17 protein-coding genes and 1 pseudogene are annotated in these 21,018 nt (G+C 61.5%); 8 read left to right on the plus strand and 10 right to left on the minus strand.

Annotated elements, in window-relative coordinates; all coding sequences use genetic code 11:
* Nucleotides 1-11 precede the first annotated feature (11 nt).
* The gene (locus ABM562_RS12470; RefSeq protein WP_115089560.1) at nucleotides 12-1,535 is read right to left on the minus strand and encodes a malonate--CoA ligase; all 1,524 of its coding nucleotides are present in this window, start codon (nucleotides 1,533-1,535) and stop codon (nucleotides 12-14) included.
* Nucleotides 1,536-1,784: 249 nt separating this feature from the next.
* On the opposite strand from ABM562_RS12470, the gene ABM562_RS12475 reads away from it, so the two are divergent.
* Nucleotides 1,785-2,876 (plus strand): bifunctional transcriptional activator/DNA repair enzyme AdaA, encoded by a 1,092-nt coding sequence (locus ABM562_RS12475; RefSeq protein WP_134062662.1) that lies wholly within the window; start codon nucleotides 1,785-1,787, stop codon nucleotides 2,874-2,876.
* Between the two features lie 35 nt (nucleotides 2,877-2,911).
* Here ABM562_RS12475 and ABM562_RS12480 read toward each other — a convergent pair whose 3' ends face one another.
* A complete protein-coding gene (locus tag ABM562_RS12480; RefSeq protein WP_134062664.1) occupies nucleotides 2,912-4,099 on the minus strand; it encodes an MFS transporter in 1,188 nt (395 codons plus the stop codon).
* 134 nt (nucleotides 4,100-4,233) lie between these two features.
* On the opposite strand from ABM562_RS12480, the gene ABM562_RS12485 reads away from it, so the two are divergent.
* Both ABM562_RS12485 and ABM562_RS12490 read left to right on the plus strand, forming a co-directional pair.
* Entirely contained in the window at nucleotides 4,234-5,145 is a 912-nt protein-coding gene (locus ABM562_RS12485; RefSeq protein ID WP_460422152.1) for a LysR family transcriptional regulator, read from the plus strand.
* Nucleotides 5,146-5,306: 161 nt separating this feature from the next.
* Nucleotides 5,307-5,891 (plus strand): SAM-dependent methyltransferase, encoded by a 585-nt coding sequence (locus tag ABM562_RS12490; RefSeq protein WP_115089564.1) that lies wholly within the window; start codon nucleotides 5,307-5,309, stop codon nucleotides 5,889-5,891.
* Between the two features lie 32 nt (nucleotides 5,892-5,923).
* Here the strand turns inward: ABM562_RS12490 and pdxR are convergent, their stop codons facing one another.
* Nucleotides 5,924-7,357: a MocR-like pyridoxine biosynthesis transcription factor PdxR gene (gene pdxR, locus ABM562_RS12495; RefSeq protein WP_233674389.1), complete on the minus strand. Its 1,434-nt coding sequence runs from the start codon at nucleotides 7,355-7,357 to the stop codon at nucleotides 5,924-5,926.
* A gap of 398 nt (nucleotides 7,358-7,755) precedes the next feature.
* Nucleotides 7,756-7,998, minus strand: coding sequence for a hypothetical protein (locus tag ABM562_RS12500; RefSeq protein ID WP_115089566.1), 243 nt, complete (start codon nucleotides 7,996-7,998; stop codon nucleotides 7,756-7,758).
* A 252-nt stretch (nucleotides 7,999-8,250) separates the two neighbouring features.
* On the opposite strand from ABM562_RS12500, the gene ABM562_RS12505 reads away from it, so the two are divergent.
* From ABM562_RS12505 to ABM562_RS12520, 4 genes are all read left to right on the plus strand, one after another.
* Nucleotides 8,251-9,456: an efflux RND transporter periplasmic adaptor subunit gene (locus tag ABM562_RS12505; protein WP_460422154.1), complete on the plus strand. Its 1,206-nt coding sequence runs from the start codon at nucleotides 8,251-8,253 to the stop codon at nucleotides 9,454-9,456.
* Between the two features lie 23 nt (nucleotides 9,457-9,479).
* Nucleotides 9,480-12,689: an efflux RND transporter permease subunit gene (locus tag ABM562_RS12510; RefSeq protein WP_115089567.1), complete on the plus strand. Its 3,210-nt coding sequence runs from the start codon at nucleotides 9,480-9,482 to the stop codon at nucleotides 12,687-12,689.
* Between the two features lie 3 nt (nucleotides 12,690-12,692).
* Nucleotides 12,693-14,144: an efflux transporter outer membrane subunit gene (locus tag ABM562_RS12515; protein ID WP_460422156.1), complete on the plus strand. Its 1,452-nt coding sequence runs from the start codon at nucleotides 12,693-12,695 to the stop codon at nucleotides 14,142-14,144.
* A 121-nt stretch (nucleotides 14,145-14,265) separates the two neighbouring features.
* Nucleotides 14,266-14,706 carry a carboxymuconolactone decarboxylase family protein gene (locus ABM562_RS12520; RefSeq protein WP_460422158.1) on the plus strand — a complete coding sequence of 147 codons (441 nt, stop codon included), beginning with the start codon at nucleotides 14,266-14,268 and terminating at the stop codon, nucleotides 14,704-14,706.
* Nucleotides 14,707-14,713: 7 nt separating this feature from the next.
* Here the strand turns inward: ABM562_RS12520 and ABM562_RS12525 are convergent.
* Nucleotides 14,714-14,863: pseudogene (locus ABM562_RS12525) on the minus strand (histidine phosphatase family protein); the annotation flags it as partial.
* A gap of 116 nt (nucleotides 14,864-14,979) precedes the next feature.
* Nucleotides 14,980-15,369, minus strand: coding sequence for a MerR family transcriptional regulator (locus tag ABM562_RS12530; protein ID WP_115089570.1), 390 nt, complete (start codon nucleotides 15,367-15,369; stop codon nucleotides 14,980-14,982).
* 73 nt (nucleotides 15,370-15,442) lie between these two features.
* Here ABM562_RS12530 and ABM562_RS12535 point away from each other — a divergent pair, with 73 nt between their 5' ends.
* Nucleotides 15,443-16,573: an SDR family oxidoreductase gene (locus tag ABM562_RS12535; RefSeq protein WP_460422160.1), complete on the plus strand. Its 1,131-nt coding sequence runs from the start codon at nucleotides 15,443-15,445 to the stop codon at nucleotides 16,571-16,573.
* Here ABM562_RS12535 and ABM562_RS12540 read toward each other — a convergent pair.
* The 4 genes from ABM562_RS12540 to ABM562_RS12555 all read right to left on the minus strand — a co-directional run bounded on the left by ABM562_RS12540 (nucleotide 16,514) and on the right by ABM562_RS12555 (nucleotide 20,962).
* The gene (locus tag ABM562_RS12540; protein WP_460422161.1) at nucleotides 16,514-18,385 is read right to left on the minus strand and encodes a hypothetical protein; all 1,872 of its coding nucleotides are present in this window, start codon (nucleotides 18,383-18,385) and stop codon (nucleotides 16,514-16,516) included. The two genes, ABM562_RS12535 and ABM562_RS12540, sit on opposite strands and share 60 nt — an antisense overlap.
* Nucleotides 18,378-19,154: a copper chaperone gene (locus tag ABM562_RS12545; protein WP_460422162.1), complete on the minus strand. Its 777-nt coding sequence runs from the start codon at nucleotides 19,152-19,154 to the stop codon at nucleotides 18,378-18,380. Before ABM562_RS12545 ends, ABM562_RS12540 begins: the two co-directional genes overlap by 8 nt.
* A 12-nt stretch (nucleotides 19,155-19,166) precedes the next feature.
* A complete protein-coding gene (locus ABM562_RS12550; RefSeq protein WP_460422164.1) occupies nucleotides 19,167-20,630 on the minus strand; it encodes a DUF7868 domain-containing protein in 1,464 nt (487 codons plus the stop codon).
* A gap of 101 nt (nucleotides 20,631-20,731) precedes the next feature.
* Nucleotides 20,732-20,962, minus strand: coding sequence for a hypothetical protein (locus ABM562_RS12555; RefSeq protein ID WP_134062680.1), 231 nt, complete (start codon nucleotides 20,960-20,962; stop codon nucleotides 20,732-20,734).
* Between the last annotated feature and the right edge of the window lie 56 nt (nucleotides 20,963-21,018).

Raw genomic sequence — 21,018 nt, forward strand, 5'->3', positions numbered from 1 at the left:
TGCTGGCCGGTTCAGGCCACGCCGGGTGCGCTGAAGCGATCGCGATAAGCGTCGCGCAGCAGGTTCTTTTGCACCTTGCCCATGGTGTTGCGCGGCAGCTCATCAACGAAGATGATCGCCTTGGGTTGCTTGTAGCGCGCCAGGCGCTCTTGCAATGCGTCCAGCAGCGCCTGCGCCTGCAGCCTGATGCCCGGCTTGCAGACCACCACAGCGGTGACGGCCTCGCCAAAGTCACTGTGCGGCACGCCGATCACTGCGCTTTCGGCCACGCCCTGGAGCTGGTCGATCTCGGTTTCGATTTCCTTGGGGTAGATGTTGTAGCCGCCGGAGATGACCAGGTCCTTGCTGCGCCCGACAATGTGCAGGTAACCCTTGGCATCGATTTTCCCCAGGTCGCCGCTGACGAAGTAGCCATCGCCACGAAACTCGTCGGCAGTCTTCTGCGCCATGCGCCAGTAGCCCTTGAACACATTGGGGCCTTGGATTTCGATCATCCCGACCTGGTCGACAGCCAGCGGCTCACCCGTAGCCGGGTCGGTAATACGGATCGACACGCCCGGTAACGGCATACCCACCGTATTGGCGATGCGCTCGCCGACATAGGGGTTGGACGTGTTCATCAAGGTCTCGGTCATGCCGTAACGCTCAAGGATCGCGTGTCCGGTACGGCTGAAAAACGCGCCGTGGGTTTCCGCTAACAGCGGCGCCGAACCGGAGATGAACAGCCTCATTCGCGCGGTACTCTGCCGATCCAGGCCCGGATGCTGCAGAAGGCGGACGTAGAAGGTAGGAACCCCCATCATCACCGTCGAGCGTTGCATCAGCGCAATGATTTCGAGGGGATCGAAGCGTGAGACGAAGCACATCGAGGCACCGGCCAGCATTGCGGTGTGAGTGGCCACGAACAGGCCATGGGCATGGAAGATCGGGAGCGCGTGAATCAGCCGGTCATCGGCGCTGAAGCGCCAGGCATCACACAAGGTACGGGCATTGGAGAGCAGGTTGCCATGGCTGAGCATGGCGCCTTTGGCGCGGCCCGTAGTGCCGGAGGTGTAGAGAATGGCTGCCAGGTCGTCGCTGGCACGAGGCACCGCCTCGAACTCGGTCGCGGCCATGTTGACCCGTTCGCTCAAGCTGCCTTGCCCCTGTTCAGCGAGGGTCTGCAGCGTAGCGCCATGCTCCAAGGCGATTGCCGACAGTGCATGCAGCGCCTGGGGGCGGATGACAAAGACCCGTGGCGTCGCATCGCCGAGGAAATAATCGAGCTCGGCTGGCGTGTAGGCCGTGTTGAGCGGCAGGTAGACAGCGCCGCAGCGCAACGTGCCCAGGTACAGCATCAGCGCATCGACGCTTTTATCGACCTGCACTGCCACCCGGTCACCCGGCAGTACACCGAGGCTACGCAAGGCGTTGGCAAATTGAGCGGAGCGCGCGAATGCCTGGCCATAAGTGAGTGGTTCGCCGGTGGGGGATTCCAGCAGCAGCGCAGCCGCCGGCGCGGACCTGAACAGGGCGTGGAACAGATTGCCGTCCATTAGGTGCATCCTCTTTCTTGTCGTTTTATTGAGTGTTGCGAGGTCAGCCGGCTATGGGGGCAGTGTATGAGGGCGTTCGAGAACTGAACAATATGAAATTCATTGGTCGCCATAGGAAGGGCTTATGGCAGTGGCTTGCTGATGCGCGCAGATCACTGTCGATTTGTCGGTGGAGACGTCGTGGTCGTCGGCTTAAGATCTTCAGGCCTGCACGTGTCTATCCCTCATCCAGGTCAAGGCCAATAGTCTATGAGCGCTTACAATAACCCGCTTCCGCCAAGACCCGAGATGGTCAGAGCGATGCTTGGCAGCGACAGCGCCTATGAAGGGGTGTTTTTTACCGCGGTGAAAACCACCGGGATCTTTTGCCGCCCGACCTGTGGCGCGCGCAAGCCAAAGCCTGAAAACGTCGAGTTTTTTGCCCAGGCGAACGAGGCCATGGCCGCCGGCTATCGGCCATGCTTGCGATGCAAGCCTTTGGACCTGGCCGCGTCGGCGCCAGAGTGGGTCAGGGGGCTACTCGCCGCTGTGTCGGCATCGCCTGATGTTCGCTGGAGCGATGCTGAACTCATGCAGCGTGGTATCGACCCCCTGCGCTTACGCAGGTGGTTCAAACAAAATTTTGGCATGACCTTTCACGCCTGGCTCCGTTCTCGCCGGCTGGGCATAGCGTTAGGCCGTATTGTCGTGGGAGAAACCTTGGATGACACCGCGTTTGATTCAGGGTACGAATCACTCAGCGGTTTCAGGGATGCGTTCAAAAAAACCTTTCAAATTACCCCTGGCAAAGCGAGCGAGACGTCGCTCCTGCTTTACCGTCACCTGACCACGCCCTTGGGCCCGATGATTGCCATGGCGGAGGAACGAGGCCTGGTGTTACTTGAGTTTCTAGACCGCCCGGCGCTCACCGCTGAACTCGATGAATTACGCCTGCGCTATGGGTATTCGATTGCGCCGGGCGAACATCGCCATATTGAGCAGATAGACCTACAGCTCAAACAATACTTTGATGGAAAACTGAGAAATTTCTCGGTGCCCCTGCACATGCCAGGCAGTTCTTTCGACCGGCTTATCTGGGGAGCGCTATTAACAATCGACTATGGGACGACCTCGACCTATGGTGCCATCGCTCGGCGCATCGGAAAGCCGGGTGCAAGCCAAGCGGTAGGCAACGCAAACGGGCATAACCGTTTATCCATCGTAGTTCCCTGCCATCGTGTGCTGGCGAGCAATGGTGCGCTCGCCGGATATGGCGGAGGCCAGCCACGCAAAGAATTTTTGCTGCGTCTGGAAAAGGCGGCCTTGCAGATGACGCAGCAGCAAGCCTTGCCATTGGCCTAGCGGCTGGTCACAGATGACGCTGCTGCGCTATGCCTTCACTCGACGTGCGCAGCGCCAGTGAAACGCATGGACGGCAAGCACCTCTGCCAGCCCAGTGTCATCAGTGCCAGCAGCGCTGCGACGAGCCCGACCCAGGCGAGGCTGGCCAGTCCCCAACGGCTCAAGGCGACAGCCCCGAGCATCGAGCCTAAAACAACACCTGCGTTAAAGGCTGCGATGTTGAGGCCGGAGGCCACGTCCAGCGCCTGCGGTCGATGGCGGCGGGCCAGGCTCAGGATGCGCGCTTGCAAGGGCGGAATAGCGCCATAAGTGGTCAGGCCGAGCGCCATGACCAATACCAGCATGAGCAGAAAACTGTCTTGCGCCATCCCGATCAATGCCAGCACCAGGGCTATGCCACCCAGCACCCAGAACGAGGCACGGTCCATGCCGATACGATCGCTCATGCGCCCGCCGACCATATTGCCAACCGCCGCACCCAGGCCATACGCCAGCAAGACTGCACTGATACGACGAGTATCGGCATGCGTCACCTGTAACAGCAATGGCGTAATGTAGGTGTAGAGCGCGAAAGAGCCGGTGTAGGACAACAGTGGCAAGCTGGCGCCTGCCAGCAAACGGCGGTCGAGCAACACGGACAATTGGCGCCGGCCTGGGTTGTCGCCGGTGATATCGCCTGCACCTGCCGGCATCCAGCAGGCCACACCCAGCGCCCCCACCAGCCCGCAAAGCGCAATCAGGGCGAATACCCACTGCCAAGGCAAGACGCTGCCTAGCCACGTGCCTGCCGGTACCCCCAACGCCATCGCGACGGTCACACCGCCGAATACCAGCGACAACGCCGCCCCGGCACGTTCCGGGGCCACAAGCCGCGTCGCCACGCTGGACGCCACGGCGAAGAACACACCGTGCGCCAACCCCGACAACAAGCGGGCCGCCAACAGTTGCGGCAGCTGCGTAGCCAGCGCCGCTATCACGTTGCCCACAGTGAAAATCAGCATCGCGGCTACCAGCAGGCGCTTACGAGGCCAGCCTGCAGCCATGGCCGTCAGGACCGGCGCACCGATCACCACACCCGCCGCATATAGCGTCACTGCCAGCCCGATCTGCGCCGTGCCAGCCTCCAGGCTGCTGGCCAGCGAAGCGGCAAGACCAATACTGATGAACTCGGTAAATCCGATAGCAAACGCGCAAAGGGTAAAAATGTAGATGGCGACAGGCATGTAGTGACTCCAGGGCAGGCTTCATCGCCGGTAAGGCACGAAGGTGATGACTCAGCCGCCATTCTGGGAAACCTGAACTTATCCAAAAAGGAGTAGATTGGTGAAACATTTGTGATGATCTGGAACAAATAGCAATGCGCAACATGGATGATTTGGCGGTATTCCTTAAAGTCGTGGATTGCGCTGGTTTCTCTGCAGCCGCGCGGATGATGGACCTTGCACCTGCCACGGTGAGCAAGCAGATTGCACGGCTGGAGCAGGAGCTGGGCGCTCGATTGTTCGAGCGAAGTACACGCCAGTTGCGCATCACCGACGAAGGTCGAGCCGTCGCCGAACGCGTTCGTCCAGCCCTGGCGTTACTGGCTGAGGCTGCCGAAGTCGCCAGGCAAGGCGTGCAGACGCTCACCGGAACGATACGTCTGACGGCGCCTGTCCCCCTCGGTTCGCGCTATGTGGCACCAGCGATCGCCCTGTTCCGTGAGCAGCACCCGCAGGTAGGATTTGACCTGCGATTAAGCGATCACGTCGTCGACCTTTACGATAGCGACCTCGACCTGGCCGTGCGGGTTGGCGCACTGGCCAGCTCGCGCCTCATCAGCCGCCGGCTCGCTGAAAGCCGGCGCATCCTGGTGGCAGCACCCAGCTACCTCCGGCAGATGGGATTGCCTGCCGGCCCAGGCGAGCTACACCAGCATCGCTGCCTGTTGTTCTCCTACCTAGGCCTTCGGCAAAACCACTGGACGCTCCGGCACGAAGGTCCAGGCGGCGACACGGAGCTCGTTGAGGTTTCGGGCGAGTTGCGCAGCGACAACGGCGACGCACTCAGGGCTTGGAGCAGAGCCGGGCTGGGGATCTCGTTGCGCGAGACCTGGGACGTCGCCGACGAACTGCGCAGCGGTGAGTTGGTACGTGTGCTCCCAGAATGGGAGGAGCCGGCGGTGCCGATTCAGGCAGTCCGTGTGCAACGCTCGTTAGTCCCGCGCAGGGTCAGCGCGTTCGTGGACTTTCTCGCCAGTCATTGGTGTTCGCCACCTTGGGAGCACTAGGGTTTGTACGAAAAGTCTAGGCCTGACCCGGGTTGCCCGCTCATTGACAATGAAGCTTCCGTGAATCTATCTTTCATTCAATAGAATAATTGAATGAAAGATAAGACCGATGATGGGCTACCGATTCACCAAGCGCCATCAGGTCCGGGGAGCCGAATACCATGTGGGATGAATACTACGCCAGCGATGAATACATCTATGGGACAGCGCCGAATGCGTTCCTGGCGGAGCACGCGGGCCTGCTTGCGGGACCTGTGCTCAGCGTGGCCGAAGGGGAAGGGCGGAACGCTGCTTTCCTGGCCTCGATCGGGCTCGATGTGCTGGGCGTGGACAGCTCCGCCGTTGGCCTTGCCAAGGCGCACAAACTCGCCGCATTGAAAGGCGTAGCGATCCGCACCGAGATTGCCGATTTTGCCGCCTACATGCCGCCGGAAGGGGCGTTTGGCGCGGTCGTCTCGATCTTCGCCCACATGCCCAGCCGCGTGCGTAAAAGGTTGCACGGCTTGGCGGCACAGGCGCTGCGCCCGGGTGGAATCATCCTGCTTGAGGCCTACAGCAAAGCGCAACTAACACGGGATACGGGCGGCCCGGATGATCTGGACATGCTGATGGCTGGCTCGGAGATAGAGCAGGAATTCCCTCAGTGTGACGTGCTGTTGTCCCGGGAAATCGAGCGAGATGTGATCGAAGGAACCTTCCATACCGGGCTCGCCTGCGTGGTGCAATTCATTGCAAGAAGACGATAGGCCGAGCACGCTCAACGTTCGGGAAAATGCCGTCAGGCAATCTGCTGGAGGATGCCTAGCAACCGGTCGAGGGCAGGATCGATGTCCAGTGTGTCGATGCCGCCGAACCCCAGTAACAGGCCTGACCGTATTGGCGCCTGGTAGTAGAACGCGTCGATCGGGTAAACACCGACCTCGACTTTGCGGGCCAGCTCTGTGAGCAGGCGGGTATCGACGGGCACCTTGAACAGCGCCCCGATATGGAACCCGGCGGTGTTGGCGATCGGCTCCAGCCAGGCGGCCAGGTCGCCGTTCAGACGGTTGAGCAAGCGCGTTCGGCGACCGGCATAAATGGCGTGGCAACGACGGATATGCTTGTGCAGTTCGCCATCGGCGATGAACTTGGCCAGGGCCCATTGGGTGAGCGACGACGTATGCCAGTCGCTGACCTGCTTGGCCCTGATCACGGCGTCGATGAGCGAGCCTGGCAACACCGCATAGCCCAGGCGCATCTCCGGAAAGGTGGTCTTGGAAAACGTGCCAACGAAGGCCACCAGGCCATCCTGGTCCATGCTCTGCAAGCAATCGGTGGGCCGGCCCTCGAAGCGGAACTCGCTGTCGTAGTCGTCTTCGATGATAACCGCGCCCAGTGCCTTGGCACGTCGCAACAAAGCCTGTCGGCGCGCGGTGGTCATCGGCATGCCCAGGGGATACTGGTGCGCAGGGGTCACGTAGATCAACCGGGTGTTGTCGGGAATGAGGTCGACGCAGATGCCCTGGTGGTCAACAGGCACGCCGACCACGGTGGCACCCAGGGATGAAAACAGCTGGCGGGCAGGGGGGTAGCCGGGATCTTCGACAGCAACAATGCTACCCGGCTCGAGAACAACCCTGGAGATCAGGTCCAACGCCTGTTGCGTGCCGTTGCAGACCACCACATCGTGGTCCTGGCAAATCACCCCGCGAGAAAACGAAATGTGCTGGGCAATCGCGCTGCGCAGTGCCGGCAAGCCTTCGGCATGGCTGTAGAAACCGGGCGAGCGCTGCATCTGACGCAAGCCGTGCTGCACGCAGCGACGCCATTCGTCCTGGGGGAACTGCCCTTTGCTGGTGGCGCCGCCGATAAACTCGTAGCGCAGGGTGCCTTCCAGGGTCGGCGTGGGTATGGGCGCCGGCAGGTTGCGCCAGCGGTTGATCTGCGCCTCGCACGCCAACCCCATGGCACTGGCGTGACGTGGATGGGCGACGGGGCGAGCATTGACGAAGGTGCCTTTGCCGACCCGACCAATCAGAAAATTCTCGTATGTCAGCTGTGTGTAGATGTCGGAAATGGTCTTGCGAGAAATACCGAGTTGCTCGGCCAGCAGGCGGGTCGGCGGCAACTGCGTGCCTGCTGCCAGGCGACCGCTCTCGATCGCGCTGCGCAGTTGATTGTACAACTGCCCTGCGAGATCCTTTCGGCCCTTGATGACAACATGAAGTTCCATACTGCTCCCTGTAAGGGTATTTATTAACTTGGCGGCCATTGGTCTACGGAAAATAAATGCCAATGGTCTTCGACTTCACCCTGCGGGCGACCTAGCATGGTCTGCGGATCCGGGTTCCAAGGTGCAGGGAGCACATTGCCGTGGGGACTCGGTCTGCAATAGCTGTCGGTGTTGGCAATGATTTCAAGTGGCTGAAAGTTTCTTGATGTTTTGCCTCGACGACAGTCTCCCTTGAACCGTGAATATTATCCGGTGGGTTATTCCGGCACGCTATCGGGTTTTATTCGCGTGATTTGACTTTAGGACTCGGCCGATTTCGCGAGTCCTTTTTTTTCTGAACATTCGAGGGTCAAAAAATACCCCCGCCTGCACCACGGGGGCCTGTCAGCACAGCGGCCTCAACCGCGCTCGGACGGGTCACCCTCCTCGGACTTCACGGTGTTGCGAACATCATTTCCGGCGCTCTCGCCCTCGGATTTGACGGTATTGCCAATATTGTTCTCAGCGTTCTGCTGATCGCCAGGCAGGGCCTGCGCGCGTACCGCCATCCGTTCTATCAGACGATCACTGCCCCCTTCGGCAAAGGCGATGTTATGGATAGCGAATACGAGCAGTGCGCCAAGCGTCAGAATGTTTTTCATAAAATTTCCCTGATGGAAAGTCCGTCGAAAGTGATGGCTTCAGGTTCAGGATAAAAAATCGAGCGGCGTGATTGAATAGCCAATATGCAGTAAAAGCACGTAGCCAATCGGTGAAAAGCAACGCGAGCGCGGACTATCGGTTTTATCAATAATTGGTGCTTTCGTGGTGGGTATTAAGTTCATAAGGTGATGGCGTGAGTGAATAAACTCTCGTGTTTTTCGACATGAGTTTACTTTTCAGCGAGAACCGATATGAATGCCAATCTGCGCATGAGCTATAAGAGCCGGGCAGTGCTTGCCATCAGCACGCTAACGGTAGTGGGCGTCGCCAGTTACTACCTCAATGGCTCCATGGCAACCCCAACCCCAACCCCATCGCTGCCGCTGGCACCGACACCGGTGGGGGTGGCCAGCGTGATCGAGAAGCCAGTCATCGAGTGGAGCGAGTTCTCCGGACGTGTCGAGGCGATCGAGCATGTCGAAATCAGGCCGCGAGTCACCGGCACCATCGACACGGTGAGATTCCAGGAAGGGGAGATCATTGCCAAGGGTGCGCCGTTGTTCACCATCGACCCGCGCCCCTACCAGGCGGTGCTGGCCAAGGCCCAGGCGACCCGCGAAAGTGCCGCGGTACGGTTGAACCTGGCGCGTAGCGAGCTGGCCCGCTCGAACAAGCTGATCCAGGAACGGGCGACGTCGCAACGCGAGCACGACCAGCGCGCCAACGAGCAACTCGAGGCCCGGGCTGCCCTGGCAGCGGCGCAGGCCGACGTACAGGCCGCCCAATTGAACCTGCAGTACACCACCATTACTGCGCCTGTCAGCGGGCGTGTGTCACGTGCGGAACTGACCGTCGGCAACCTGGTCGGCACCGGCCCCGATGCTCCGGTACTGACGACCATCGTTTCGGTGTCGCCGGTGTACGTGAACTTCGAACTCGATGAAGCGAGCTATATCCGCTACGCGCGCAATGGCACCCGAGGCAGCACCGGCGTCGCCGAGTTGCCGGTGCTGATGGGCCTTGCCACCGAGACCGATTATCCCTACAGCGGGCGCATCAAGTCGTTGGACAACCAACTGGACCGCAACTCTGGAACCCTGCGGGTACGCGCCGTGTTCGACAACGCCAACGGTGTACTGACCCCCGGCATGTACGCCCGTGTGCGTACGGGGGACGGTGCCCCGCGCGCGGCCGTTCTGATCGACGACCAGGCGGTCGGCACCGATCAGGCGAAGACGTTCGTGTTGGTGGTCACCCAGGGCAACACGGTGGAGTACCGCGAAGTGCATCTTGGGCCGTTGTTTGAGGGCCTGCGGGTGGTGCGGTCCGGGCTGGCACGCGGTGAACAGATCGTGGTGCAGGGCCAGCAGAAGGTGCGCCCCAATGACCAGGTAGACCCGCAACCGGTGGCATCGTCCATCGCACTCCAGCAACAAGATCGGCCAGGCCGGTCCTGACCTGTAGTGAAGAGGTCTTGCACATGAACATTTCCCGCTTCTTCATTGATCGGCCGATTTTCGCTGGCGTGCTGTCCGCGATCATCTTCATTGCCGGCTTGATTTCGATCTTCAACCTGCCCGTTTCTGAATATCCGGAAGTCGCGCCACCCTCAGTGGTGGTCAAGGCTCAGTATCCTGGCGCACATCCGCAGACTATCGCTGAAACCGTCGCCACGCCCATCGAAGAGCAGATCAACGGCGTCGAAGGCATGCTGTACATGAATTCCCATGCCACGGCGGATGGCCAGTTGACCCTGACCGTGACCTTCCGCCTGGGCACCGACCCCGACCTGGCCCAGCAGCGGGTGCAGAACCGCGTCAACCAGGCGCTGCCGCGGCTGCCAGAGCCGGTGCAGCGGCTGGGCGTGACCACCGTCAAGAGCGCTCCCGACCTGACCATGGTGGTGCACCTGCGCTCGCCCAACGAGCGCTACGACATGCAGTACCTGCGCAACTATGCCCTGCTCAACGTCAAGGACAGGCTCGCCCGCATCAACGGTATCGGCCAGGTGCAGGTGGCCGGTTCCGGCGACTACGCCATGCGCATCTGGCTCGATCCGCGCAAGCTCGCGGCGCGTAACCTGGCACCCGGCGATGTGGTCCAGGCCTTGCGTGAGCAGAACGTCAATGCCGCCGCCGGGGTGATCGGCGCCGCGCCTGCGGCGCCCGGAGTGGACTACCAGATCTCGGTCAATGCCAGCGGGCGTCTCAATACCGAAGAAGCGTTTCGTGAGGTGATCGTGCGCACCTCCGCGGATGGCCGCATCACCCGCCTGCGCGACGTGGCACGGGTCGAACTGGCCGCCGGGGAGTATGCGCTGCGCACCTTGGTGGACAATAAACAGGCCACGGCGCTGCTGATCTACCAATTGCCCGGCGCCAACGCACTGCAGATTTCTGACGACGTGCGCAAGGCGATGGTCGAGCTCAAGCACGCCATGCCCGAAGGCGTCGATTACCAGGTGATCTACGACCCGACCCAGTTCGTTCGTGCGTCCATCGACGCCGTCATTCACACCCTGCTCGAAGCGATCCTGCTGGTGGTCGTGGTGGTGATCGTGTTCCTGCAGACCTGGCGCGCCTCGATCATTCCATTGCTCGCGGTACCGGTTTCGGTGGTCGGCACCTTCGCCGTCATGCTGGCCATGGGGTTCTCGATCAATGCCTTGAGCTTGTTCGGGCTGGTCCTGGCGATTGGCGTGGTGGTGGACGATGCGATCGTCGTGGTGGAGAACGTCGAGCGCAATATCGGCCTGGGGCTTTCGCCTCGCGAGGCGACCTATCAGGCCATGCGCGAAGTGTCCGGGCCGATAGTCGCCATCGCCCTCACGCTGTGCGCGGTGTTCGTGCCGCTGGCGTTCGTCAGCGGCTTGTCCGGGCAGTTCTTCAAGCAGTTCGCCCTGACGATCGCCATTTCCACGGTGATCTCGGCGTTCAATTCGCTGACCCTGTCGCCGGCGCTGGCAGCGATGTTGCTCAAAGGCCACGAGGCACCCAAAGACGGCTTCCAACGGGTGTTCGACAGGTTATTCGGCGGCTTCTTCGTGCGTTTCAACCGGCTCTTCGGTCGCGCCTCCGACCATTACGGCACCGGCGTGTCGCGGATTCTCAAGCGCAAGAGCGCAGCGTTGCTGGTGTATGCGCTGCTGGCCGTCGCCGCAGTGCTGATCTTCAATCGCGTCCCCACAGGCTTCGTGCCGCCGCAAGACAAACAGTACCTGGTGGGTTTCGTGCAACTGCCCGATGCCGCCTCGCTGGATCGTACCGAGTCGGTCTTGCGCGAGATGACCACCATGGCCCTGGCCCAGCCGGGCGTGGATGCGGTCACTGGCTATGCCGGCTGGTCGATCAACGGCTTCGTCAGCAGCCCCAACTCGGGCGTCGCCTTCTTCGTGCTCAAGGATTTTGCCGAGCGCAAGGGCCCCGGCATGACGGGCAACGAAATCGCTGCGCAACTCAACACCCGGTTCGTCGGTATCAAGGGGGCCTACACGGCGGTGTTTGCGCCGCCTCCCGTGTCCGGCCTGGGGAGCGTGGGCGGGTTCAAGCTGCAACTGCAAGACCGTGCCGCCCTGGGCAATGCCGCGCTGGACCAGGGGCTGCAGGCGTTCATGGCCGAAGCGCGCAAGGCCCCGGAGCTGGCCGGGTTGTTCTCGAGCTTCCAGATCAACGTGCCGCAGTTGTATGCCGACGTTGATCGTACCCGCGCCCAGCAGTTGGGCGTCTCCATCCCGGCGGTGTTCGAAGCGTTGCAGATCTACCTGGGGTCGATCTACGTCAACGACTTCAACAAGTTCGGGCGGACGTTCCAGGTCAAGGTGCAGGCCGATGCGCAGTTCCGCGGGCATGCCGAAGACATCGGTCTGCTCAAGACCCGCAATGACAAGGGCGAGATGGTGCCGCTGGCCTCACTCCTCACGCTACGACAGAGCTACGGCCCCGACCAGGCCATGCGCTACAACGGTTTCCCCTCCGCCGACGTCAGTGGCGCGCCAGCGCCGGGCTACAGCAGCGGCCAGGCCCTGCAGGCGGTGGAGCGTATCGCCGAACGGACCTTGCCGCGCGGCATCGGCTACGAATGGACCGAGATCACCTACCAGGACAAGATGGCCGGCAACACCCTGATCATCATCCTGCCGCTGGCGATGCTGCTGGTGTTCTTCGTGCTCGCCGCGCAGTACGAGAGCCTGAGCCTGCCGCTTGCGGTATTGCTGATCGTGCCCATGGGCATTCTGTCGGCGATCACCGGCGTATGGCTGACCGGTGGCGACAACAACCTGTTCACCCAGATCAGCTTCGTGGTGCTGGTGGGGCTGGCCTGCAAAAACGCGATCCTGATCGTCGAATTCGCCCACGAACTGGAACACCAGGGGCGCTCGATCCGCCAAGCCGCGATCGAAGCCGCACGCCTGCGCCTGCGGCCGATCCTGATGACTTCAATCGCCTTCATCGCCGGAGTGGTGCCGTTGATCCTGTCCAGCGGGGCGGGCGCCGAAATGCGCCAGGCCATGGGCATCGCGGTGTTCACCGGGATGATCGGGGTGACCGTGTTCGGCCTGTTCCTGACGCCGGTGTTCTATGTGCTGTTACGTCATCTTTCGCTGCGCTTCACACGCCGTGAGCGCGTTGCCGCGCCGCCAACCGAGGGCTCGCGCGAACCGCTCGGCCAGCAGCAGACCCAGGAGGCTTGAGCCATGAAACCCATCACCTTCACATACAGCCTGCTGAGCCTGGCAGTGCTGCTCAGTGGCTGCTCCCTGGGTAAACCTGCAGAGAGCATCGAGGTCGATATACCGGCCAGCTACCGCGAGATCGCCGCGGAAAATGCCGACCGCTGGAAGTTGGCAGAACCCGCTGACGGCAAGGACCGTGGCCACTGGTGGCGGGTATTCGCCGACCCGCGACTGGAGCGTTTGATCCTCCAGGCCGAGCAGGCGAGCCCGACGTTGACTGTGGCCTTTGCGCGGGTCCAGGAGGCACGTGCGCAAGCGGGCATGGCCAGGGCCGATAGCGCCTTGCAGTTGGGAGTAGGGGCCGGGCCAACGCGCCAGGGTACAGCCCGGTCGACCCAGACCCGCCTGCGCGCCCAACTCAACGCCAGCTATGAAGTGGACCTGTTTGGCGCACTGCACGACAACTCGCGGGCTGCCGCCCTCGAGGCCATGGGCGAGGAGGCCGCTTATCGCTCGGTGTTGCTGGCCTTGCAAGCGGATGTGGCACGCAGCTATTTCAGCCTGGGTGCCTTGGATAGCGAGATCGCGGTGCTTACCCAGACCATCGGCCTGCGCCAGGAGGCGCTGCAGATGGTGCAGCGCCAGTTCGATGCCGGCGATCGAAGTGAGTTGGAAACGGCCCAGGCCCGCACCGAGCTGGCATCGGCGCAGGCCTCACTGGAAGCGGTGATGCGTCAGCGGGCCAGCCAGGATCATGCCCTGGCAGTACTGGTCGGCAAGCCGCCCGCGGCGTTCAGCCTGACGGCCGGCGGGTTGCACTCAAGCACGGTGCAGGTGCCTGCCGGGCTGCCGTCCGAGCTGCTGGAGCGGCGCCCGGACATCGCCCAGGCGCAGCGGCGAATGGCGGCTGCCAGCGCGCGTATCGGCGTCGCCAAGGCGGCGTTCTTTCCACGCCTGGTGCTGACCGCCTCGGGTGGTTTCGAGTCCTCCGATCTCAACGACCTGTTCAAGTGGTCGAGCCGCAGTTGGGTGCTCGGGCCGCTGTTAGGCACGGTGCTGAACATGCCCTTGCTCGACGGTGGTCGCAATCAGGCGGGGCTGGACAAGGCCAATGCCCAGTACGACGGGGCGGTGGCGGCGTATCGGCGGCAGGTGCTGGTGGCCTTCAAGGACGTCGAGGACAGCCTCAGCGACATCCGCACCCTCGACCGCGAGCTGGCCTTCCAGGACGAAGCGGTCAACGCTGCCGGGCGGGCTGCAGCGCTGGCCGACACGCGCTACCGCAATGGCTCGACCAGCTATTTCGAGAGCATCGATGCGCAACGCAGCAGCCTCGATGCCCAGCGTGCGCAGGTGCAGGTGGCGGGCGAGCGTTCCAGGGCCTATGTCCGCTTGATCACCGCCCTGGGCGGCGGCTGGGTGGATACGCCTGCGTCCGCTCCGGCGCAACTGGCGAAGGTCACCGAGCACTAGTGGCCGGGCGCCAGGCCGGAAGCCGGTGGCTCATTGGTCTGGCGTTTTTCCCGGTTATTGGCTGTGGTTCGCGGGCGCACCGCGTCCTACAGTTGGTCGACAACGACAGTGGAGCCAACGGATGGAATCTAGACTCGATTACTACTCGGCATCACCCAAGGCGATCAAGGCGATGATCACCCTGGAGGCCATGACCAATGACCTGAGCATCGAACAGCAACTGTTGCACCTGATCAAGATTCGTACCTCGCAGCTGAACGGCTGCGCCTTCTGTACCGACATGTACTCGGTTGACTCCCGTCGCCTGGGCGAGACGGATCGCCGGCTGTATTCGGTGGCCGTCTGGCGTAGCAGCGACTTCTTCAGCGCGCGTGAAAAGGCCGCTCTGGCCTGGACCGAAGCGCTCACTTCGCTTACCCAGGGCGATGTCTCGGACGAGATTTACCGTCAGGTGAAAGCGCAGTTCAGTGATGCCGAGATAGTCGACCTGACCATGGTCATCAACGCCATCAGCAGTTGGAACCGCCTGGCGGTGAGCTTCAGGCAGAAACCCAGCATCTGAGCTGGACTTACGCTTGCCTCAGACGATAGGCCGTGGCGCTATTGCCATTGCGCTGGCGAGTCCAGCCGGCAGCCTCCAGCGGCCTGGCGATCAGCTGATTCATGATTCCGTGGCCAGGCAGCAGTACGGGTCCTTCAGCAGCAAGGGACTGAAGCCGTGGTGTCACAATCACGCTGGCGGTAGCCGCCAGCTCAACGCTGACCATGACGCATCAGGATGTTTTCCAATCCTTGATTTGCGCTTGCGTGCGGAGGCGTTACTACAGGATTTCTGTCAGTTGGGAGAGCTGTTGAGCTTCTGCAGTTCAATTTGCTCGGCGGCACTGCGCTCAAGGTTGATGCGTTCCTCATCCAGATACCGATAAATACTCTGGAGGCTGTCGATTTTCTGTTTGATCGCTGCCATCTTTTTTTCAATCAGTTTCGCGCCGGCAGCACAATCAATCAGCTTGTTGCGCTGCGCATCGAGAATCTCGCCAATCTCCCCGAGGGAAAAGCCCATGCTCTGTGCGCGCTGGATAAAGTCCAGGTCCTGCAGGGTTTGCGAGGTGTAGACGCGGTAGTTGTTGGTCCGCCGCTGGGGTGAGATCAAGCCGATTTGTTCGTAGTAACGAAGGGTGTGTCGACTCGCTCCGCTGCGGGCTTCCAGTTCGCCGATTCTCATGAAAACATCGCTTGACTGTAGAGTTGGGTCGATAGTTTACGCTTGATTTCTCACCTTACCAAGGAGCAGAGAAATGAGCGTGGAGTGCTTTGTCACGGGGGGTACTGGCTTCATCGGTCAGCATCTGGTGGGCCATTTGAGTGCCCAGGGGCACAAGGTTCGGGTCTTGATGCGTCGCCCGGAGCGACTGGCTGAGTTGCGCGAGCAAGTTGCCAGGCTGGGGGGCAATGCCGCCCAGGTGTTTGCCGTAGCCGGCGATCTGGAGCGGAGCGAACTGGGTCTGAGTGTGGCCGACCGAGCACGGCTAAGACAAGCCAGCATCGTGTTTCATCTAGGTGCCCAGTTCGCGTGGGGGCTGTCGCTGCAACAGTCACGCGCAGTGAACGTCGAGGGGGCGAGGCAGGTGGCGCTGTTGGCCGCTGAACAAAAGAGCCGTTTGGTGATGATCGGCGGCTACATGCTGAAGAATCACGCGCATCTGCGCAACATCGGCATTGATCCCCAGCGTCCGCAACTGACCGACTGGCCCGCCGTCTACCGCCAGGTCGGTGGTTATGAGGCAAGCAAGCTGGAGGCGCATTTTGCGACCCTGCAGGTCATGTCGGCCCAGCGCGGGGAGATGACCGTTGTCCACCCCGCGACAGTGTGCGGCCACAGTCGCACCGGCCATATCCTTGAGGGACAGCCCCTGGCGGCGCTGATACGCAACCTGGTGCAGGGCAAGCTGGCGGCCGTGCCAGGTAGCCCCGAGCACTGGTTGCCACTGGTTACCGTGGATTACCTGGTTGAGCTGCTGGCAGCCTGCGCTTTTGATGACGCGATGATTGGCCAGGAACTGCTGGCCCTTGATGAGCGCACACCCCATTTGCGAGAACTGCTGGCCCAGGTGGCGCACCCGCTTGGCGTGAAACCGCCGAAGCATCACCTGTCGCTGCGGCTGATGAAAATACTCCTGAGCGTGCCTCCCATCGCGCGGTTATTGAATACCAGCGTCGAGGCCTTGGACTTTATCCAGACCACCCGTTTTGATACAGCGGCGACCGGGCAATTTGCTGGCCGGCATGGCATTGTCAAACCGGATATCCGCGAGGCGCTGCAACTCACCGCCATGTTCGTCAATGCACATTGCCTGGGCAAGGGGGGATCAACCCGGCAACAGCCCCCAGTCCTTTGCAAGCTGTCTTGCCGAGTCCGCAGGCAGTAGGGTCGATCCGCTGCGGCGAACCCGCGCCGCATGATCAGCAAGCCCTTCGACGAGTGCGGCCCACTCCAATCGAGGTTCCTTGACATAGTCCCAGCCAAGTCCGAGCCATGGGCATCGCCCGCCGATCCTGGCAAGTGTGGCGGTTGTCGCCTGCGTGGCATAGTCGGGGAGTACCGGCGCATCTTGTCGCGATTGGCAAGCCTTCACCGCCGGCACATGCAATTGCAGCGCGCCATGCTTGTCTCGTGTCACCTGCATCGCCCCGAGAAGCGCGATGTCATAGGGCACCGCCTGGTCTCGGGCAGCATAAAAATAGGCCATGCGCCGAATGTTGTCGTAGTCGGCCGTGGCACGGTAGAGATAGGCGCAGATGACGCCCAGCATCGGATCGGCGTGCTTTTCGTGTCGCAGGTCTGCGGCGAGTCGATCAAGGCTGTCGACTCGAAGCCGGCCGGCGGCGAATTCATTGATGGCCCTCAGGGCCGCGCGATATCTTTCGGGGGAACCTTGCGCTCCGTAGACCTGGAAAACATCCCCGTCGGTGCTGGGTGCAACGACCGCATACAGACTCACATAAGGAACGACAGGGGTAAATTGCCCATCGGCCAGCTCCACCAGAACAGGCGTCCCCTTGCAGTGGTCATCAACGTGGAATGCGTTGAAGGGGGGATCGGATCTGAGGGGCTTGAGCGCAGGGTCGGACAGCAGCTTCGCCTGATCGCCCCAGACGATCAGGTTCGCGCTGCCGGGACGGTTGACTTCCATGAGTCGGCGTTCAACCTCCAAGGCGACCGACTCAGTCGCGCTCTTGAGGGAGTGAGTGTCTGGCCCCTTCGGCTGGACAGGCTTGAGCCCGAAACCTTTGCCGAGGAGGCGATCCCGGAAGGCGCGGTTGGTCTTTGCGCGTTCCAGGATTTGCTCGGTGGATTCCGCTACGCCAACGGTCTTACCTGCGCCGAGGACCGCCGAATTGCTTCCAGATGGCCAGGGTTGCAGGTCGGCAGGGCCTGGCTGCGGGGTCGTGGTGTCGCAAAGCACCACGGACTCGGGATCGACCTGGCATTGCGGATCGAGTTTCAGGTGGTACTGGCTTGCACGCTCGGTTGTTCGCGAACGAACGCATTTACCCAGCGTCGTGGTGGTTATCATCCCGTTTTCGATGGCGGTTGGTTCCAGGCCCCAGAGTATGTCTGCGATGACGCCAGAGAACACGCATTTGCCCGGTGCGGCCGCGGCAGGGTCATAGACCATATAGCCGAGCTGTCCGTCCTGGCAGGATGCAAGGCGGTCGAATCTGGGGCTGTCAACGCGAGTGCCCTGTACAACGATCCCGCGCACACCATCAAGCCGCATCAGCTCCAGGCTCTGCGGCGCTTCGCGGCAGGTGTCGGTAATAAGTGTTATGCGTTTGACGCCGTGCAGAAGTAATTCCTCATAGAACCCATCGACCACGATGCGGTACTTCATGTGCAGCGAGTCGCTGAACAGCCAAAAGATCGAGCCGAAGTTCGCCCCGGTCAGTCCATGCCCGCAAAATGACAGGATCAACTGGTCAACGACCTCGGCGCCCACCGGAAACAGTTCATCGACGGCCCGCTGTACCCGCTCTCGTGTGACCGGGTTCGCTTTGCCGTCGGTTGAGCCGTCGTCGACGACTCTTACGTTGTCGACGCCGAAACCCGAGCGCAGGGCCCATTCTCCCATTGCGCGAGCGGCGAAAACGGCGCCATCCAGATAGGCGAAGTCCAGGGCCAGTTTCGCGACAGGCGTCACCGTGCTGACGCCGATTGCCAGACAAACACGCCTAACCATGGGGACGCTCCGCATTGCGCTGGGTGAGGAGGGTGTATAGGTGAGCGGGTGAAAAAAACCGGGGCCAGCACCAGCGCGCAGGGCCAGGAGGCGTGAACCGTTCAGCCAGCATGATGACGCCAGTGAACAGCATCATCGGAATGTGCCAGGCGCCGCTGACAACGGGCACCAACATCCAGGCCCAGCACGAGCCAATACAATAGGCCCCATGCGTCATGCCGAAGACCAGGCAATCCCGGTCGGCGGCCCCACCGAACAGGCCTATTCGCCGCGGTTGATGGCTGCGATTGAGTGCCGCACGGTGCCACGGGCTTGCGCTCCAAAGCAACGCGACCAGCAGGGCTATTGCCAGGGCGTTGTCCACGACAGTGATCTGTAGCAACAGCGCCAGGGCCGACAGGACCAGGCCTGCGGCCATCCACGGCGCGCAGTAGCCGAGCAGGAAACCGGCGCTCGCACGTATTCGCCTGTTTGGCAGGCTGGAGCGCCACACATGCATGAGTGGCATCGCCAGAAGGGGCGGCATCATGGTCAACAGCATCAACAACCAACCCGCCAGGATACGGTGGATCGGGTTCACCGCGAGCTCCGCTTGCAGCACCGCGGGCCAGCTGGTGAAGATCGATAGCCCATTGGTGGCCACGCAAAACGCGGGACCTTCTGTACTTGCGTCGCTGTAAATGGAAAGGGCCAGGCCGAATCCCGCCGTGGCCAGAAGCACTGGCCAAGGGGCATAAGTGAAACTGCGTAAAACCAGGCCTGGCCGCATGAGGCCGCCCCCTCAACTGACGATGCCGCTTCGCTTGAGCACGCTTATGCGTTCAACGGTTATAGGTTCTTCATCGGTTATCTGCTCTCCAGGCACCAGGGTCACCCGCAGATGATTCGGATCAAAGTCCCCGGCGGCCGCCAGCCGCTGGGCCAGATCGGTGATGTCGATCGTATAGCCCAACCCGCTGCCTGCATGGGGGCCGTCCGTTTGCGAGGCAACGTTGAGACCGAAAAGCGTAAGGCTACCGGCGTGCCGGTCAGGGCTAAGTGCCGGGTCGGCGCCTTCGGGCAAGTTGACGTACACATCCAGCAGAGGCGAGGGTGCGGAGCCGCGCACAGACTCCAGGGAAAGATAGAGCCGGGCCACTTCCTTGCCTGGCGATGTCGCGCCCATCGTGGCCATGCTGTTGGCGGCGGCTGTCGGTTCGAGGTCAATATGGGTACCTACCGGCGCCCCGCCGATCTTGACGACCGCGGCATTGGCGCCGATTGGCTGAACGGTTTGTTTACTGGGCGAGCCCATATTGACGCGTGCCACAGCATGCACTCCCGGCGTTACACCCGTGCCGATGATCAAATCATCATAGGTCCGATAAAATTTGCCGCCTTTCAACGTGTCCTTACTGGTGAACGTTACTCCAGGTGCATTGTCTCCGGGTACTGGCATGATGAAACTGCGGTCTGCCGGGCCATTGAGCCAGAGCGGATCGCGAACCATTGTCTTGCCCGGCGTGTTCATCCACGCCTCCCAGAGCCGATCGATGTTGCAATGATGAAGCCAGAAGATCGGATCAAGACCTGCGAGCAAGGCATTGCCCATGTATCCTCCGACGAGGCCATGGACCGTGTTATGCGGGTTGGTCTCCAGCTCGCCGGCAACCCCGTCGAACTGGACGAAATTGCCGGTAATCCCCCCACCAAATCCCAGGGTCCCGTTACCTACGATGAAGTCATTCTCATCCATCGCCTCAAGGCTGAACCCGCGCACCGGCTTGATCGCCTTGATTCCGGGGCGGCGAGGGTACTTGTTCAGAGGGTTTGGCTTTCCGTCGGGTAATGTCTTGGCGACAAAGGCATCGGGCAGGTACAGCGCTTGCGGGTTGCTGCTGTCGAGGTAGTTCCAGTAAGGAAGGGCCCAGTCGTCACCCGTCAGCTCCTTCACTTTAGCGGCGACGATTGCCTCGAACGCAAACAGATACGCACGGTGCCAGGACAGAAAATACCAACTGCCGTGCTGACACTGATTGCCGTAGGTATGGTTGGTCAAATCCGCTGGAATCGGGGCACCTGACTTGATCAGGCGCTCGTTGATCCATAATTGGGGATGAAATCCATGCATGGCCCCGAGGAATTTCCAGCTATTGCGGTCCGCTATTGGCTGTTCATCCAACGCTTGCATGGCCAGTGCGTAGTTCAGTAATACCTTGTTCCACCCTGGGCCGAGTTTTGCGACATCCTGACGAGAAGTACTCATGAGATTTCCCTCCGTTCCTGTTGGGTGCTGTCTGCCGGGGTGAGGCCGGACTTCATTTCGCGGCGACAGCGCTACTCTGTGTGCACCTGCCTGCAGGCCTCTCAGGAAGGGCCTGTGCGCTTGAGCACATTGGCGATGCTCTCGGCGAGAGCGCAATTGCAGGTGCTTCCGGCGCCTGGGGTGTAGACCGGCGGTTTGGCGACGGAAGGATCGCCACTGAAGAAGGGGGGGGCAGGGGTTGTACTGAACAGTTCGTAGGGGGCGCTGACGTCGAGCAGGTCGACACCGTCGTAGACCGGGATTGCAATCAAGTACTGTCCTGCGGCAGGCATGATTCCCTCCTGGGAAACACCGCGGCGAACGCGCTTGCGTCGTCAGGTGTATAGCT

The organism is Pseudomonas sp. ZL2 (assembly GCF_054788455.1).

Excerpts from the sequence above, each read along its gene's own strand:
- ABM562_RS12470 (WP_115089560.1), bottom strand. The coding sequence starts at position 1,535 with ATGGACGGCAATCTGTTCCACGCCCTGTTCAGGTCCGCGCCGGCGGCT.
- ABM562_RS12475 (WP_134062662.1), top strand. The coding sequence starts at position 1,785 with ATGAGCGCTTACAATAACCCGCTTCCGCCAAGACCCGAGATGGTCAGA.
- ABM562_RS12480 (WP_134062664.1), bottom strand. The coding sequence starts at position 4,099 with ATGCCTGTCGCCATCTACATTTTTACCCTTTGCGCGTTTGCTATCGGA.
- ABM562_RS12485 (WP_460422152.1), top strand. The coding sequence starts at position 4,234 with ATGCGCAACATGGATGATTTGGCGGTATTCCTTAAAGTCGTGGATTGC.
- ABM562_RS12490 (WP_115089564.1), top strand. The coding sequence starts at position 5,307 with ATGTGGGATGAATACTACGCCAGCGATGAATACATCTATGGGACAGCG.
- pdxR (WP_233674389.1), bottom strand. The coding sequence starts at position 7,357 with ATGGAACTTCATGTTGTCATCAAGGGCCGAAAGGATCTCGCAGGGCAG.
- ABM562_RS12500 (WP_115089566.1), bottom strand. The coding sequence starts at position 7,998 with ATGAAAAACATTCTGACGCTTGGCGCACTGCTCGTATTCGCTATCCAT.
- ABM562_RS12505 (WP_460422154.1), top strand. The coding sequence starts at position 8,251 with ATGAATGCCAATCTGCGCATGAGCTATAAGAGCCGGGCAGTGCTTGCC.
- ABM562_RS12510 (WP_115089567.1), top strand. The coding sequence starts at position 9,480 with ATGAACATTTCCCGCTTCTTCATTGATCGGCCGATTTTCGCTGGCGTG.
- ABM562_RS12515 (WP_460422156.1), top strand. The coding sequence starts at position 12,693 with ATGAAACCCATCACCTTCACATACAGCCTGCTGAGCCTGGCAGTGCTG.
- ABM562_RS12520 (WP_460422158.1), top strand. The coding sequence starts at position 14,266 with ATGGAATCTAGACTCGATTACTACTCGGCATCACCCAAGGCGATCAAG.
- ABM562_RS12530 (WP_115089570.1), bottom strand. The coding sequence starts at position 15,369 with ATGAGAATCGGCGAACTGGAAGCCCGCAGCGGAGCGAGTCGACACACC.
- ABM562_RS12535 (WP_460422160.1), top strand. The coding sequence starts at position 15,443 with ATGAGCGTGGAGTGCTTTGTCACGGGGGGTACTGGCTTCATCGGTCAG.
- ABM562_RS12540 (WP_460422161.1), bottom strand. The coding sequence starts at position 18,385 with ATGGTTAGGCGTGTTTGTCTGGCAATCGGCGTCAGCACGGTGACGCCT.
- ABM562_RS12545 (WP_460422162.1), bottom strand. The coding sequence starts at position 19,154 with ATGCGGCCAGGCCTGGTTTTACGCAGTTTCACTTATGCCCCTTGGCCA.
- ABM562_RS12550 (WP_460422164.1), bottom strand. The coding sequence starts at position 20,630 with ATGAGTACTTCTCGTCAGGATGTCGCAAAACTCGGCCCAGGGTGGAAC.
- ABM562_RS12555 (WP_134062680.1), bottom strand. The coding sequence starts at position 20,962 with ATGCCTGCCGCAGGACAGTACTTGATTGCAATCCCGGTCTACGACGGT.